The following is a 15,885-nucleotide window of genomic DNA, read 5'->3' on the forward strand; positions in this document are numbered from 1 at the left end:
ACATTGATGGCGGGTAGCCGCTTTTCGTTAATATGTGCGTGAGCTTATTGAGTGTCGTGGGAAACAAGAGTTGCTTAGGTGAGAGATTGAATTGAAGAGTGTGAGGGTTATTGATGAACCCAGCCATGGTATCACGCAAGACCTTAATACTGATGTCTGCTCCGGAACGCGGTGTCACCGTTTTGAAAAACGATTCAATGTCCAGCGCCTGCACGCACCGGCTGAGCACCTCAAAAGAATGAGTCTGTCGCGTACTGATATTTACGATCGGCTGCAACTGCGCCCTGAAAAGTTCTTCGTCCATGTCATCATCCCTGCCAATCTAACAGGGCCGCAGCCCTTAATTATTAGAATATATACTACCAGATATTTTAGATTAAACAGCTGACATGTGCTACTTTTTTGCGCAGGGCTTACACCCACAATCTGGGCGGGGAACCACTAGCCACCAGCAGCAAAGCCATACAAGCTGATGCTCTATGCTGGTGGACGGCGATGAACGACAAATCTGAGGAATGTTAAATCAATTTTAGAGCAGGACGGCCCAACTCCGTTCTAACGACAACATTACCTTCGTGCCGATACACAACAGCCAACAACGCATCACTCAATTCTGTTTGTTCATCAATAAAACGAGTAACAGTTTGAAGGTCATCGAATTCGAGATGAACGCAAACACACTTAACTTTAGAGTGTGCCACCTCTTCGCTGTTTATTTCAGTGGTCAATCTGTATCGCTCACCGTCCCCGCCACCGATGTACGAACCAATTGCCGCGAAATCCGCCATGGCGGAAAGAGAAGCTCCGGTCGCCACGAGAACCCATCCACACTTGTTGGCACATTGTTGGAGCAAAGCCTTGCCATCTTCGGAAAGTAACCGGTCTATTCGTTTGGACACTTTTTCATTTGCCGGCTGCTCCAGTGCGCCTGCGCTAATGGCCATCATCTCTTTATAGCTCGTACCCCGCCCCACCCTGAACGCTGACATCTCTCGCGCTTGAGCGGTACCGATACCCAATAACTGACACAATTCGCCAGCCTGTTTGTGGAACGCATCCAAAGACCGGCCATCAGGCAATACGAGGTACTCTTCTGGCGTTGGCCACCGGTTCTCCACTAAGACAATCCGTAAAAGCTGGAGCTCTTGCGGACTGAAGGCGCCACACTGAGACAGTTGTTGCATTACGGCCTCGGCTTTCTTCCGATACTCATTGGAAGTCTGGGAGACGAGCTCATCCCAACTTTTCCCTGCCGAGATGGACCAAGCTATGCAGTTTTTCGCCTCTGATAATGGTATGCGTCGTTCTTTCGCCATTTTCATAGCATTATCAAGCGCAGAACTTAGGCCAATGCCGTTGGGTAAAACAAGCTCAGTGTATGGGATACTCATATGAAACCTATATTCGATGTTATTTAAGGCCGCAGAACGCACTATACCTCGTAAGGAATTACCTTTGGTTAACTACGTAAAGGTAACACCGACACAATAACAAGTTACGTATAAACCTTGCTTGAAAGTTAAGTTTAAACAAGGCAATTACGATAACCGTACGAGCAATCAGAGACAGTTTGATTATTGGGAGCTTGGAAAGGGCCCATGCAGCTAGAAAGACGAAAGCATGGTGTGATTTTATACTGGCCACCAGCAATGCCGCTTGTGTGCTGGTGGTCAATTCCAATAAAATCCCAACTCAGATGGGAGGGAGTGCGCCCGTTTTGGCTAACTGATCGTTTAGCAGGCTCACCATAGAATCTGGAAGCACGACGTGTATCGTTTTCTTCTTAAAGCACTGGAATTCAATTCCATGAGAGTGGATAACACCAATCGCATCATAATCTTGGTTCGACGCCTCCATCACGTTCGAAACCTCTGTCCAAATGGCATTTTCTGACATGCCGTTGTTATCAAAGCGCCAGTTATTCATCAACACCCAACGCCATATAACATTCAATAGTACGTCGAGATGCTCATGGTTAGTCAGCCTAAACGTGTCACCGTATTCATGGAATGCGTTCTCAATGATGACCTTTGACCGAATCTGCCGCTTGCCATTTGAAGCATAAGCCGACGACAGACCTAAAAAGACATCGAATAGGGAATCAAGCAGATCAGTGTCGCGGTTATCATGCAGACTTTGAAGGGTGGCTTGCACATTGTCCAAGGAGAAAGTTTTGGGTCGATTGTCACAATCACTAAGAAACTGGTTTTGTTGGGCTTGAGACATGCTCTTTAGCAGCCCTAGTCGATTGAATAGCATCTTCCACATTTTGCCATCAACATGCTTAGTGGTGAGTGTGCGCAGTTTTGATTCTGAAACACTTTGAATGAGGTGCTCACGAGGCATAGAGCTGCTGGCACTGACTTGACCCAGTTCCACCGCGACAGACCGAAACACCGAACCAAAATGGTCGATGTAACCACTATTCTGAGTGGGAATAGTGCTGTCGATCGCATCTGCAATCTTTATTGACTCTTGGTGAAGCCGAATGGCCTGAAGATACACTTCGATAAACGTGTTACGTTGCTGAACCAGTGTGTCAATGAGCTTTGGTTTAATTACGCCTGTCATACTTTCTCCGCCTAATGTAATAGCGGCAGATGCGTCACGAAAACACATCTGCCGCAAAATGATGCATCGATTGACTATTTGAACACTAGGTGCTCGCCCCGCTTGTCGTCATTCAGCGTCCACAAGTGATATTCCACGTTCACAGCTGGCACTTCGTAGTCATCATCAATAAGCAAAACATCGACATCATCTGTTTCAGAGCGATACTGGTCAGTTACCTTACCCTTGAGCTCTTTTTGTTTGTTGTATATGGATAAACCCACGACGTTATTCATAGCCACCTCTGTGTTGTCATTGTAACGGTTACAAATAGTGTACGCATATATGCGTTCATAAACAATGATTATTTTCGCTTATTTGCGTGCACGTAAAGCCTGCCGTGGAAACACGAGACCAAAAAAAGCCGCCCCTTATTGGGACGGCTCTCGCTGGTCTGTTTCATTGGTGATTACGCCGATTAAATCGTACTTTTTCGGTTATCCAATTCGACAAGTGCATTATGGCGGGTTGTCTCGCGATAGTGTGGCGACTGGGTGACTTTGATGAGGTCGGCCGTTCGCATAACACGCATCTTGAATACACTGATAAACCAATTTCCAGCAATGTGATTGCTCATACTCTTACTCTCCCTGTTCTACTAAGTTGTGAATGATTGTGGCCTTAATGATGCACACTAAGGGTTCAGTGCGCAGCGGTAAGGCAACCATCTAGTGTTTATTGCCTTTGCTTGCTTGCCGTGGACGCGAGAATGTCCCCCAAGAAAGCTGGAGCCATCCCAAGCAAATCGACCAACCATCAACATCAAAGGAGTATTCGCAATGGCAAGAGAAGTCACGCAAACAAAGAGAGGCATTACGAAATGTCTCGACATTGGCATGCTGAACCGTATTCCAGCTTTTAGTAAGTAGTGTAATTGCCATAATCAACCTCACATAGATTCAGATAACCTCTAAGTTATACGCACATTTGCGTACATCGCAAGCTAATATTCGCATATGTGTGAAACATTTTGGCCAGCCAAAAAAAACCGCCCTGAAATAGAGCGGCCTTTTCTTGGTGATTGTTGTTTCACTGCGCGGTCTTTCGGCGCCTACCATACGACTAATATCCCGCCGCCTCCGCTGCCAAGTCCCGAGACCACCCTTCGTAACGATCGAACTCATCCTTGCTGATTTTCGCGCATGTACTCGGGCCTTCTGCCCCATCGAAAAAAGCATCGATGTACTCACCGGCTTCAAACTCATTGGCGAACGAATACGCGTAAGCCGATTCACACAAATCACAATCGCGCGCCCAGAACGCATAGTACACTTCACCAGAGCCCTTACCCTTCAGTCGCTCAATGCGCTTCTGTCGCTCGGTCATTACGTCCTCACTAGTCAATGTACGTTTACATAACTCCGTGAGCACCTCTGGCCGAACCACGCTATGTCGCTCTTGCTTATACTTGCGCAACACACTACGTAACATGCTGACATCGGCATGGCTGGATTCACTTTCCGCCGTTCGCTCGACATTTCTAAACGCGTGGTACTGCGCTTTGCTAAAACTTCGCATATGAAGGTTATCCATCGCTGCTATTCCTTTATCGTAATTGACTAAACAAGACCGCCACCAGCAAGTGAACGTCATGCCCTTAAGTACTCTATACTGCAGAAAATTAACCGAGCGCCTTTTCCATACTCTGCCTTAATTTATGGTACTCCAGCAACGTCTCAATGTGATTAGCAACCTGCGGCTGAATGACAGCGTGGCCACTATTGTATTTTTTGTGAGTATCCCTTGCGATACCGAGCTTCTCTAACCACTCTGGTACCTCATATCCCAACGCTTTTCTCGCCGATTGGTATTCGTTCGGAGTCATGTTACTTCCCTCTGATAAAACTTATGTGCACATTAAGCACCATCAAAACCCATTGTACAAAAAAAATGTTGTGAGGATTATCCCTGATATCAACCTCGAGAGCTGTTAGAGCACGAAATGCGCACTCCGTGGGACCGGCCGTATCCCGCTTTCCTTCAGCAGCGCTCCACAGCTGGTGGCCAAGCGCAGTGTTAAGGCAGCTGGAATCAATAAGGCCCCTTGAATGTTGACTGAATTGTCAAACGATGAACGCCCTTGCTCAGCGCCCATTTTGCTGAGTCACTAATTCAGCTAACAGTTAACCGCATAAAGATTGGTCAGCAGACAAACAATCTCACCACCCAAAGCAGAGGCATCAACAACTTCACCAATCTCAATCGCGCCAGATGCATACATGACGACACATCCACTATCCGATTTAAAGCACCAGAACGGCAGCTCACAGCTATCCAGCACATAACCGTCTTCTGTGTTCATTTCGATTTCACCATCAACACAAAAGCCATCAAAATGGCCAAACGCCTTAACATAACCATCAACCCCGAACTCACCATGATGATAGCCATGCTCATCTTCCAGATCTCGTGAAGCTGGGCGAACTATTTCTCTTATGGTGTTCGACATATGAAGCGTTGTCGAATTTTCAGGTAATTGATGTGAACGCTGCATGTTTGCTCTCCCGTTTCATCAAGGCCAGCGCCTCATGCCAACCTTTCCAATAAATGATAGTGCATATACGGAACCCCGTCAACACCTAAAGGTGTCTTTTTTACACCGTTTACCGAAAGAGAATAGGTGCTTTCAGTCCGAGCAATCCAATAAAAGCAAGAAGGAATCACCCTTGGCAGGCACTGAGCGAGAAAGGCATTATGTCAGCTACGAGAAGGCCACCAGCAATAAGGATTACTGGTGGCCCGTTTTGTCTAATGAAGTAGGCTTAGTGATGCGCTCAGCCACCAGCCAAACGCAACGTGAGGCCACTAGTAAGAGTTCATGTAACGCTCCAGTTCGTCAGCACAATTGCTATAGGTATCCATTCGCTCATTAGCGGTTGGTGAATACACAGCTTGCTGATTAACAAATACAACCAAACATTTGCCTTTGTTCGTGTCGGTCGGAGCGATACTAACTTCAGCTTCACCCATTTCAAGAGCTTTGGCGTTCGTGTCGCTGATATTGTCAGCAATGCAAGTTAGAGCGGTAATATCCATTGTGTTCCCCTGTTTTTCCGTTACTAGATTCGACTTTACTGATATCTAAACTGCCAAGCAGTCATTCCAAAATGACCCGCCAAGGCCACATCACTAATCAAAGCTTTCAAGCAAAAGTTCTTAGCCACATGCCAACCACCTAGATCACCTAGTGCCTCATGACTCTTCTTGAATTCAATTGGACGGTTGGGTTGTTTACGAAATGTATAGCTCCAACCGTTCGCGCCGTTAATAACTAATTTGTTGCCCATGCGCTTTTTACCTCTTTGCAGATTCGACACACACTATAGAAGAAAGCAAACAGCACACCGGTTAGCGCAAGGTCAGCAATCATAAGAATAGGTGGCGCTTGAAACATACTAGCGATCCCTAAAGCACGGGTAACAACTAGAGCGAACACTTCATTTAGACATAATCCAATGACTACAGTAACCAAACGATTGTAGTTGACTGCATTTGCCACAAAGTGAGCAAGAAATTTAAATCCATTCATCGTGGTTGTTTCCTATGCATTCTCGGTCAGCGCACCTTGCCCAACCTTTACATCAAATAATAGTGCATATACGGAACCCTGTCAATAGTGAAAGGTGCCTTTTTTACACCTTTTATCGAGGGGGAATGTCGAGGGGGAATGGGTACTTTCAGTCCGAACAAACCAGAAAAAGCAACAGGGAGCACCGCTGGTGGCAGAGAGTGACAATCATCAAAGCGATACAGAAGGTGACAAAAAGCCAACCGTCCTCCCTTTCCGTTCGATTAATCAGGCCAGCCTAGTTGTGAAAATTGTTCTAGGATATAGTGGTGAAAATAGGAGAGCAGTACATGGCCAAGATAAACCTCACTCACAGCACTACTTTTAAGAACTTACTACTATCGCTCAGCGAAGATGGAAAGCCCTCCATGTCTAGTGCATTATCGGTCATTCCCAATGCGATGACCCCATCAGAGAGAGAGGCTTTCAATTGTCACTACCAAAAGTTTGGCGAAATAGTGTTTTCTCTCAAGCCTTCTATTCTAAAAGATCCAAAATCACGCATCTGGACGCGAGATAGTTACACCAGAACCGCGCCAGTTAAAACGGTCTCACAATTACATGACGAACGGTTACAGAGACTAACAGTTAAACTCGAAAAGTACTCTACCCTACTTGAAATCCAACCATTGCGCAGCGTTAAGGAAGGCTTTAAGTCAAGAGTCGAGTTTTCAATGCCATTAGTGCAGCTTACAAACTGTTTAATGTACGATGAAGCATTTCAAATGAGCTTCTTGGAAGTGATGGGCATAAATATAGAGCTACCACACAAAGCCACCAGCAATGACCCACTTCTTTCTGCTTTGCTTGAACAAGCGCCAAAGTCATTGAAGAAAAAAGGGGGGACTTCCAATCTATCGAAACAAGACGAGCAGTGTTTAGTAGATATTTGCCGGAACTATCATCAATCAAAATTGAGCAAAGCCACCAGAACCTTTGACAAGAATGTACACCGGTTTTATCTAACACAAAGTGATGAAACGCTTCTTGAATCTATGGTGGACAAACTAAGAGATTGGGGGGAGAAGACTAATTATGGGCAGAGCAAAGAGGTTGATATAACCGCTTTACTCACTCTCGTTCGCAATGAAGCATTCAAACACGAAGGAGACCTGACCCACTTCGCTTTCGAAATAGCGAAACGCCTTGCCGCGGAATACGTGTATGACATTGACGGTCAATTGTTTAGCTCGAAATCGGAAGCGTGGGAGCACTTAGCAGACAATACAGAAGCAAATACGCAACAATCCCTCACTTTTTCGAGCGGGGAAATATTTGCACTAAAAGCTGAAAGGATAGACGCAGTCGATGTGCCCGAAAGGTTAACAGAAATCCAGCCATTAAAATTCAGCATAAGCGAAGCCGCATCCGTTAATTACGTAGATCAAATTCAATCTGCCTACGACCAATTAGCCACTTTGCTTGGTATAACCTCTCGCACGTCATCTTTCACAAAAAATACGCTCTTTGAAGTCTGCTTAGATACGGGGTCAACCATTAATGATCTAGTTGCTTTGTCTCAAGACAAACGCATCGAGAACGACAGTGACAAGCGAGAACAGTTGATTGCCCTTCACAGTCAAGTGCGAAATGCTCTTACAGAGTTATCACCACAACAAGCCGCTTACTTAGAGCTCGATAGACAATACAGAATGGTACGGGACACTAAACTAAATTTAGATTTTGCTCTCGGTGTACCTAACATGCCTTGGGATGATGGTCGAGCTTTCTACAAGGACGCACTAGAGTTACTAAGTGTTCGCACCGACGGCGAACTAACTGCTGACGAAATTCTTCGCATCGCGCGCGCGCACGAACTCGATGGTTTTATTGATGCCGACTACAACACCATCAACTTTATCACCAACACATTGAGAGACGCTTTTGAAAACGTCCCAAATGTAACACCCTATTTTGAAGTGACGAAAGATTTAGCAATAGAAGACATTCATCAGATCCACGTTCCTGATTCCCTATCTCAAGTTATGGAAACAGTAAAAAAGGAGCACCCAGAAATCGCATCGAAAGTGACCTATTACATCGATACCCAGAAAGATGGACTGCTCTCTTCCTTGGAGAAATGCCACACGTTCATTTCACAAAATGAACTTGCTAATCTTGTTAGTGACATTCCTCAAAGTGTAAAGGCAAGTGAGGTAGAGGCATTAGAGTATGAAGCCAAATTTCAAATGGGATAAATCGCTATCGTTGCAATAACGGGTGAGTTAATGATTAATGGTCGTCGTTCTGAGTTAGAGGAATGGGCGCCAATAGGCAGAAAGCGAATGTGCAAAGGCGTCACATCAGAAACGAAAAAGCCACCAGCAAATGCCGATGGCTCTTTAGGTTGGAGAACACTAATTATGATCGCTAAGTCGTTTACGCTCTCCCACAAAAAACTCACTGGTTTCCGACTTTTCGATTAGGGCATCTAGTTCCTCGACGGTTTCAGCATAACCCACATAATTGTCATATGCTGCATTGACATGAGGGAAAACTTTAGCCACACCACTGTTGGTGTCCACTGCTGTACCGTTTACGTCTTTCCCCCACAACGCGATACCAAACAACTCTCGAAAACCATTCTGCTCTAGGTGCAGCTCTAAAGGATTTGTTCTCATCATAACTCCCGTTCGGCGAGCAACTTGCATACAATGTTGCGCACTGTCGAATCAGTGCGCAACGCGTAAGGCAACTTGGGTTAAGACAGCGATTTACGTAACGTCAACTTTCCATCCTCAGACAGCTCACCTTGTTCAGCATCTAGATAAATGCATTGACCGTTAATCTCGATTTCAACCTCTTCAGATTCGAGATGCTCATAGTGTTCTCCATCGTCGGACACTTCGACACTCACTACGGAGAGCGAATCCGTATCGATAGAACATTCTGAATACACACTGCCCTCTGACCAGTGCGAAATATAAGTCCCCGCTAGAAACATAACTACCTACCTTGTTATTTGGTTTTTTGATGGACTTGAGCTCGATGCGCTCCACAAGTTAATAGAGCGCAAGAGTCAGAAATTTTACGAGACAGTTTCAGCAAGACACATACGCAGCAGCGATTCGAGATCGGCGCGCTCTACGTCGGTCAGCGCTTGAGGTGTGGTGCAAAAACCATTGTTGTTGTCAAAGTAGGTCGCACTAGCCATATCTGAAACATAGCCATCCAGTGCCCACTCGATCTGTTCAATCTCACTGGCGCTAACACCATCACCAGTGACACTCAACGTTTCTTCTGTGGTAAACCAACCGTCACAACCGTCCATATAAGCCAAGAAAGACACCGTAATCACGACATCACCAAAAGAGATGTCAATGCGATTTAGGTAGTGCCCGTTGATATTGGTGTCATAGTCCTTTAAGACCTCCACCGTTACATTGTCAGAGCCAAACAGTCGAGCATAAAGGTCACTACTTTCCGCATCTTGTAAGCCATCCAAGTAGTAATGAAGCGCTTTACTGTTCATCTCTTGAACATGCTGGAGGTTATTGAAGGACAACTCTTTGTCTACCAAAGACTGAAAATGGTCGAGCTTGGCTTTGACGTTCATCATATTCACTTCGTTCATACCGTGCTTCCGCTGTATTCGTGGTTAATGCTTCATGCTTAACCCATGAGCTCATTATGGTGCATTATCGGAACCCTGTCAATATTTAATGGTGCTTTTTTTGCACCTTTTATTTGGGCGTTAAAAGCGTGCTTTCAGTCAGAAGAGTCCCGCGAATGCGAAAAAGGAATGGCCGCTGGTGGCAGAGATCGAGAATGCACAAAAACGTTATGTCAGCTACGAAAAGGCCACCAGCAATGAGGATTTACTGATGGCCGTGCAATAACTATAGTGTCTTACCGTTATCGCTAATGGTTGGCTCTTAGAGAGCCGTTATATGCGTACACGAACGCATCGCTTTATATGGCTCAAGACATTTGCATCTAGTTGGCTTAATGATGCGCTCGGCCACCAGCCAAACGCAGCGGTTAAATCAACTCATAACACTCAATGGAACTATCTCAACCTCTTCGCCGTAGTAGTCGATAACAACCCCCTCAGAAGTCAGAGTGCCTTTATCTAACTGCTCTCGCTCTACGTAGTATTCGCCATTCTTCCCACGCTGCCCATAGAGGTGAAACTCAAGTCCTTGATCATCTTCAGCCTCGGAATTAACGCAACCTAAAGAGAAGTCACCACACACTCGACCATCCAATAAAAACGCCTTTGCGTTCTCCCATTTTGCAAGTAGTAACTCTGAATTTGTTGTCATGCTCATACTCCTGTCTTTCCGTTGTTATAGGGGTTTAAAGGGTGTTCGGTCATCTAACGTCTTAAACGGCACTTTCGGCTGAGACATCGCCAATGCATACTCTGGTTGATCTGCATCAAGTTCGTAAGCGTACTGTGACAAGTGGTAAGCACTACAGCCAAGAATGCGGGATGCTTCAGCTTTGGAGCTTACCGCAATCAAATAGCGTCCTCTTGGATGTTTCCAACAGCGAGTTACTTCAAATACTTTAAGTGCCATAGTGTTCTTTCCGTTGCATTCTCGGTTAGCGCCTCATGCCTAACCTCTACACTAAATTGTAGTGCATATTCGGAACCTTGTAAACAATAAATGGTTCCTTTTTTGCACCATTTGCTTGAGTTGAAAACTTTGTTTCAGCCAGAAGAGCACCGTCAGAACTATAAACAATGGCCGAATGCGAGTGAGGGGCTTAAACCGCGAGGCAGCTTTTCGCAAGCTTATGAAACTTGCCATTCCTAATATGCTGGCGGCGATCCTCAAACTGCCGCTTCAATCGCAGGTATTTAGCCATCAAGTGATAGTGGTCTTTTCGAGATGAAAATTCGTGGGTCACGTTCCTTTAGCTCACTGAGCTGCGGTTAGGGAAATCTGCCCCAAACACACAGCCCTAAAAAACCAACCAGACCTCAAGTGCACCCAATACCCAAAGTCACCATCCTTGTATGTGAATCGAAACTCGTTAGGAAGACAACCATTGCGTCGGTAGATTTCAACGCTACAAATCATCTGTTTGACTTTGCGATTTCTCATTAGGTGCTACCGTTAGGTTATTGCTTTTACAAAAAATTACCAGATACACCTCATCACTAAGGCGCATCGCGTAAATCAGTTGGCTAGTAGTCGGTCTGGTACTTCCAACTCATCTCCTAAAGCACTCGCCACATAAGCTTTCATTGATGCCTCAAGTGCGGTAGCACCACTTTGTTGAAAGTCGCTATCATGAAGCTTTGCTGTCCAGTGCAGTGACTCTCGGCATGGTGGGATGAGCTCAATTTGTTCACGTTCGATAATTTCCCCACCTTGCTGCCATTTCGATGAGGGACTAAAATCACCGTGCCCAATGAGCCACATGCGACCACCTTTTACCCCATCTTCCCAAACCCAGTACCCTGCTTGAGAGCTTTTAGGGGAGTCTTTCATGAAACCCATAGGATCAAGTTTTATTGGCAACCGCTCAGCTTTGGCTACAGCCCAATCTAGCGCAATTCCTTTCAAAGTTTCGATGCTTACAAGTGCCATGAACAGCTCCATTGTTGTTTCCGTTGAATTCGCGGCTAGCACCGGATGGCTAACCTTTACAACAAACATTAGTGCATATTCGGAACCCTGTCAAGCATTAAGAGTGCTTTTTTTACACCTTTAATTTGGAGGTTAAAAACGTGCTTTCAGTCAGAAGAGTCCCGCGAATGCGAAAAAGGAATGGCCGCTGGTGGCAGAGATCGAGAATGCACAAAAGCGTTATGTGAGATGCGAAAAGGCCACCAGCAATGAGGATTACTGATGACCTGATGATAACTGTCACTTGTCTAATTGAATTGGCTTGATGGTGCGCTCAGTAACTAACCAAGCGCATGACTAACGCGATTACCACTCAAACCGAGCAACACCTTCTATTTCGTCCGCGTCGCGATCAAACTCAATGCAACGGAATCCTTGTCGAGCCGATTCCTCAAGGAGTGCATTTAAGCTATCACTCAGTTCGTCTCGGCAGTTTGATTGTGGTTCTTCGTCAAACAACTTTACAAAATACCCTGTTGGCCTAACTGCAACCATCGAACAATCTTCACCAGCGATGATGTTTAACTGTTTACTGTCGTCTTCTGTCATGTGACAAGTAGAGATGGCAACTGTTTTGTATGTTTCGTTAAAGGTAATAGACATGATTATTGCTTCCATTGGATTGGTGATATCAGTGACTCATGGTTAGCGTTTAATCCCTAACCCTCATCGAAATAATAGTGCATATTCGGAACTCTGTCAATGGAAGAAAGTTCCTTTTTTGCACTCTCTCTTACCAATAGATTGCGCACAATCGACAACTCAGCGGCAAGCGAAGGCCACCAGCAGATGCCAAGGTTTTCCTTCCGTGATTATTTTCGGGTTAGTAAACTAATGGGCTATGAAGCCAGAGGGATCGCAAGTTGAACAGGTTGAGAAGGTGTATTCTCTCGTTGAAATAGTGCTTGAATAGCGTTGCAGCGCACATCAAAAGCTGACATTTCAGAAATGCTATCCACTTGGTGTTTGAAATACTCCCAGTTGCGGTTTTTTAGCCTTTCAAAGACAAGGTTATCGACAACATGATTGCTGGTTAATTGCCACGCAATTTCCATTGCTTCGCTTTCTTCACCTACGGGAAACGGAGTCATTTTCAAGTGAGCATGATCTTTCATAATTTCGTTGTAGATCATCCAGAATGTGTGAATCTCATCCTCATTAATCATGTCGTAGAAGTCTTGGGTTACAAAAGCTTCACCATTCGGCGCGCGGTATTCTTCATAGAAACAGTGCGACACAAATGCATTGCTTTTCACGACCTGCTTTCTTACATGTTCTTCCTTTAGCTTTTTAGCGATGGCAGACCCTTTGCGGAGACCGGTCTTCGTTTTACCAAAGTTCGCCGTAACCCTGCTGCAATCTAGTGCAACCTGAGTGCCACGCATTCCGTGTAGATATGCCAGCGTCAATCGTGGTTGAAGTTTAGCCCTGTGCGTCACTTCGCTCATACCGAAAAAGTGTATTTTGCGGAAGCATTTATTCCCTGTTTTTGGGTTTTTCAGAGACAGTAGCGCGTCAATATCTTCCAGAGAAAGCATCAAATCTTTCCCCTTTTCGCTAAGGCATGGTACTCCAAGGCGAATATTTGGATGATAGTTAAGTTCGGCAAGCATTTTCATAGCATGCTTTCGGATGTCTACGGAGCGGTGTATAGGCAAGATGAGGTCTGCCCTATTCGCGAGGTTTTTTATTGTGCGTTTATGCTTTCTGACAATCGCTAAAGCCTTTTCATTACACGTAACATCGTCTGGCACTACGATAGAGACGTTCGCCGCTTGCTGTTTGGTGCACGAGCTGATGATGGCTTCGTACTCACTGAATACCCAGTCATGATCAATATCTTTACCTTGATTCAGGTTGCTAATGAGCCCGTTATCCAGAAAGAAAGGTTGATGCTTTGCACTCTCAAGTAAAGTAAATAACAGATCGGTGCCGCGAGTGGTATTCGTTCGTGCTAAAGAGGCTCCCACCGCACATCCGGCAGACAAAAAGCCAATCTCGCTCATATTCGCCAATCCCGAATGCAGCCATACAGGGTTTAATGGTTCTGGATCGGCTACCGCTTTGATGATTCGGCAAACACGGCCCCGCAAATCCCCTATGCCCGTGTGACCACGACTTATGTAGTGACTGCGAAACCTTTTAAGGATGTCCGCGGATTTACTTCCCATACAGGCATCTAATGCACATAGGTAGTCATTAGACAGAGCAACATATAAATCACGATCCCTATTTGCCACACTTTTAATCAGTTTTATCGCCGAGCTACCATGCTTGGCTGCAAAGGCTTTTATTCCTGCTGAATTCTGTCTAGATACCATTTTTTGGTCATATGGGGAGATAAATTCAGTGGCTCTAATCAGGCCTAACTTTGCACTAAGTATGAGGATCTCAAACGTATCCATAGGACTTGAAAGGTTGGCGTTAAGCAATTGATACATTGCACCTTGGTACAATTCAAAAGCCATAGCGCGGTCTGACGCCTTCTTATCAGAACAACCGATAATTAATACCGGTTTTGCAGATGAGCTTCGCTTAACGTGGGCTTGGTTCATTGTTTGCGACCTTCAAAGTTGATCAGTTGGCTTAATGATGCGCTCGGCCACCAGCCAAACGCAGCGGTTAAGGCAACTAACAAACCCTACTAATCATTTACAAAAGCAGGGTGCTCTGATGTGGCTAAATCAAACATAACTTGGGGTTGCCCTTCAAAGTTGTGCTCTGTTTCATCACCGTCAAACCAACCTCTTTCTTCGAGTTTTTTTTGCTCACTTTCGTCAAAGACAAGTAGGGCATCCTCACTCAATATTTCTTCAAGTAACTTCTTTTGCTCAGGTGTAATAAATACAAGTTTTGTCATTGCTGATGACTCCTATCTTTCCGTTGGATTAGTGGTTTTATCGGATACCCATATACAGAATGAGTATCGAATAAGACCACTAATCGACCATCTCAACACCATCACAACTGGCGACATACTCTTGCACTGCCTCAACGAAACCAATTGCCTTCTCTGAACTATCAAACTCAGCTTTGATAGATGAGGTGTATTCACAAGACTCTGTATGATCAGAATCGTTCTCGCGTGCAAAACTAAATAGCTTGTCCCAGAAAATGCTTTCTTCGTAATTCTCTGTGTCTGGGAAAGAAAAACTTATCCAAACTCGCTTTATATCGTTTATGTATTTACTCATTGCTGTCTTTCCGTGATTGTTGTGAGTTGGCTTAATGATGCGCTCGGCCACCAGCCAAACGCTATGCTGCTACTTCAAACATGTCTCTTCTTTCCGTCCAGCTCAACTCCAAGGCGGTTTAAAACCTTCCCATACGATCTCTGAGCCTGTTTCCTCAGCCACCTCCACCGCGATTTCATGAGCGTCTACGGCTGTTAGCTCGTCGCTTTTGTCGCTAAAACCGAAATCTTCGGCAGCACCCTCGAAGTGAATGGAGTACAGCCCATCCTCTCCGTCCATTTCATGAATAATTACTCGATCTTCCATAGTGTCTTTCCGTTGCATTCTCGGTTAGCGCCTCATGCCTAACCTCTACACTAAATGTTAGTGCATATTAGGAACCATGTCAACTTATAATGGTGCTTTTTTTGCACCTTTTATTTGGGCAATAAAAGCATGCTTTCAGTCAGAAGAGTCCCGCGAATGCGAAAAAGGAATGGCCGCTGGTGGCAGAGATCAAGAATGCACAAAAGCGTTATGTGAGATGCGAAAAGGCCACCAGTAATGAGGATTACTGATGGCCGCGCAATGACTTCTGAAACTACACTAAGACTATCGAAGTGAACTACTATTGTCCCATGATTGAATGGTCTTTTCATCACGCTCCAGATTGACCAAATCAATTAGGGCGTTCTGACCTCGTTGCATGGCTTCGAGTAGATCAGAAAGCAACACCCTTGGTTTCCCGTCTGCGAAAGGAACATCATGAACAATAGGCTCTCCAGATTCGACATATCGAACATACTTAGTACCATAACAGTCATTGTTCTCGCCTAACGCTCCATACTCAACGTTATAAGGGATACGTTTATCGCGGAGTATGCCAAACAGTTCCGCAAATTCACCGGTTCCACGCACATCAGAATGCTCAGCACGAAGTAGTTCAACACTA

General features: G+C 45.2%; 23 protein-coding genes. 1 reads left to right on the top strand and 22 read right to left on the bottom strand.

Annotated elements, in window-relative coordinates; genetic code table 11:
• The 10 genes from AC6R1O_RS16600 to AC6R1O_RS16645 all read right to left on the bottom strand — a co-directional run.
• Positions 1-304: EAL domain-containing protein (locus AC6R1O_RS16600; protein ID WP_500657427.1), on the bottom strand; the 304-nt coding region annotated here is incomplete at its 3' end.
• A gap of 214 nt (positions 305-518) precedes the next feature.
• Positions 519-1,391 (bottom strand): hypothetical protein, encoded by an 873-nt coding sequence (locus AC6R1O_RS16605; RefSeq protein ID WP_500657428.1) that lies wholly within the window; start codon positions 1,389-1,391, stop codon positions 519-521.
• Positions 1,392-1,692: 301 nt separating this feature from the next.
• Positions 1,693-2,571 (bottom strand): DUF4942 domain-containing protein, encoded by an 879-nt coding sequence (locus AC6R1O_RS16610; protein ID WP_500657429.1) that lies wholly within the window; start codon positions 2,569-2,571, stop codon positions 1,693-1,695.
• A 74-nt stretch (positions 2,572-2,645) separates the two neighbouring features.
• Positions 2,646-2,846, bottom strand: coding sequence for a hypothetical protein (locus AC6R1O_RS16615; RefSeq protein ID WP_500657430.1), 201 nt, complete (start codon positions 2,844-2,846; stop codon positions 2,646-2,648).
• An 826-nt stretch (positions 2,847-3,672) separates the two neighbouring features.
• The gene (locus tag AC6R1O_RS16620; RefSeq protein WP_500657431.1) at positions 3,673-4,143 is read right to left on the bottom strand and encodes a hypothetical protein; all 471 of its coding nucleotides are present in this window, start codon (positions 4,141-4,143) and stop codon (positions 3,673-3,675) included.
• Between the two features lie 88 nt (positions 4,144-4,231).
• Positions 4,232-4,435 carry a hypothetical protein gene (locus tag AC6R1O_RS16625; RefSeq protein WP_500657432.1) on the bottom strand — a complete coding sequence of 68 codons (204 nt, stop codon included), beginning with the start codon at positions 4,433-4,435 and terminating at the stop codon, positions 4,232-4,234.
• A gap of 291 nt (positions 4,436-4,726) precedes the next feature.
• Positions 4,727-5,104: a hypothetical protein gene (locus AC6R1O_RS16630; protein WP_500657433.1), complete on the bottom strand. Its 378-nt coding sequence runs from the start codon at positions 5,102-5,104 to the stop codon at positions 4,727-4,729.
• 311 nt (positions 5,105-5,415) lie between these two features.
• A complete protein-coding gene (locus AC6R1O_RS16635) occupies positions 5,416-5,646 on the bottom strand; it encodes a hypothetical protein (RefSeq protein WP_500657434.1) in 231 nt (76 codons plus the stop codon).
• Positions 5,647-5,681: 35 nt separating this feature from the next.
• A complete protein-coding gene (locus AC6R1O_RS16640) occupies positions 5,682-5,897 on the bottom strand; it encodes a hypothetical protein (RefSeq protein ID WP_500657435.1) in 216 nt (71 codons plus the stop codon).
• On the bottom strand, positions 5,882-6,139 hold the full coding sequence (locus AC6R1O_RS16645; protein WP_500657436.1) for a hypothetical protein: 258 nt from the start codon (positions 6,137-6,139) through the stop codon (positions 5,882-5,884). Before AC6R1O_RS16645 ends, AC6R1O_RS16640 begins: the two co-directional genes overlap by 16 nt.
• Positions 6,140-6,468: 329 nt before the next feature.
• Between AC6R1O_RS16645 and AC6R1O_RS16650 the strand changes: the two genes are divergently transcribed.
• On the top strand, positions 6,469-8,376 hold the full coding sequence (locus AC6R1O_RS16650) for a hypothetical protein (RefSeq protein ID WP_500657438.1): 1,908 nt from the start codon (positions 6,469-6,471) through the stop codon (positions 8,374-8,376).
• Between the two features lie 159 nt (positions 8,377-8,535).
• Here AC6R1O_RS16650 and AC6R1O_RS16655 read toward each other — a convergent pair whose 3' ends face one another.
• From AC6R1O_RS16655 to AC6R1O_RS16710, 12 genes are all read right to left on the bottom strand, one after another.
• Positions 8,536-8,802: a hypothetical protein gene (locus AC6R1O_RS16655; protein ID WP_500657439.1), complete on the bottom strand. Its 267-nt coding sequence runs from the start codon at positions 8,800-8,802 to the stop codon at positions 8,536-8,538.
• Between the two features lie 77 nt (positions 8,803-8,879).
• Positions 8,880-9,122 (bottom strand): hypothetical protein, encoded by a 243-nt coding sequence (locus AC6R1O_RS16660; RefSeq protein ID WP_500657440.1) that lies wholly within the window; start codon positions 9,120-9,122, stop codon positions 8,880-8,882.
• 84 nt (positions 9,123-9,206) lie between these two features.
• Positions 9,207-9,752, bottom strand: coding sequence for a hypothetical protein (locus AC6R1O_RS16665; protein ID WP_500657441.1), 546 nt, complete (start codon positions 9,750-9,752; stop codon positions 9,207-9,209).
• Positions 9,753-10,164: 412 nt separating this feature from the next.
• Complete coding sequence (locus AC6R1O_RS16670) at positions 10,165-10,443, bottom strand: hypothetical protein (protein WP_500657442.1); 279 nt, start codon at positions 10,441-10,443, stop codon at positions 10,165-10,167.
• A gap of 24 nt (positions 10,444-10,467) precedes the next feature.
• Positions 10,468-10,701 (bottom strand): hypothetical protein, encoded by a 234-nt coding sequence (locus tag AC6R1O_RS16675; RefSeq protein ID WP_500657443.1) that lies wholly within the window; start codon positions 10,699-10,701, stop codon positions 10,468-10,470.
• A gap of 606 nt (positions 10,702-11,307) precedes the next feature.
• Positions 11,308-11,721: a phage protein NinX family protein gene (locus AC6R1O_RS16680; protein ID WP_500657444.1), complete on the bottom strand. Its 414-nt coding sequence runs from the start codon at positions 11,719-11,721 to the stop codon at positions 11,308-11,310.
• Positions 11,722-12,066: 345 nt separating this feature from the next.
• A complete protein-coding gene (locus AC6R1O_RS16685) occupies positions 12,067-12,363 on the bottom strand; it encodes a DUF5983 family protein (protein ID WP_500657445.1) in 297 nt (98 codons plus the stop codon).
• Between the two features lie 236 nt (positions 12,364-12,599).
• On the bottom strand, positions 12,600-14,315 hold the full coding sequence (locus tag AC6R1O_RS16690) for a DUF6884 domain-containing protein (RefSeq protein ID WP_500657446.1): 1,716 nt from the start codon (positions 14,313-14,315) through the stop codon (positions 12,600-12,602).
• Positions 14,316-14,404: 89 nt separating this feature from the next.
• Positions 14,405-14,620: a hypothetical protein gene (locus AC6R1O_RS16695; protein WP_500657447.1), complete on the bottom strand. Its 216-nt coding sequence runs from the start codon at positions 14,618-14,620 to the stop codon at positions 14,405-14,407.
• 79 nt (positions 14,621-14,699) lie between these two features.
• Positions 14,700-14,954 (bottom strand): hypothetical protein, encoded by a 255-nt coding sequence (locus AC6R1O_RS16700; RefSeq protein ID WP_500657448.1) that lies wholly within the window; start codon positions 14,952-14,954, stop codon positions 14,700-14,702.
• Between the two features lie 102 nt (positions 14,955-15,056).
• A complete protein-coding gene (locus AC6R1O_RS16705) occupies positions 15,057-15,260 on the bottom strand; it encodes a hypothetical protein (protein ID WP_500657449.1) in 204 nt (67 codons plus the stop codon).
• 285 nt (positions 15,261-15,545) lie between these two features.
• Positions 15,546-15,885, bottom strand: a 340-nt coding sequence (locus AC6R1O_RS16710) for a hypothetical protein (RefSeq protein ID WP_500657450.1), incomplete at its 5' end; no start/stop codon positions are given.

The sequence above is a fragment of the Vibrio sp. R11-SG3-ISO3-SZ genome, from assembly GCF_059834345.1.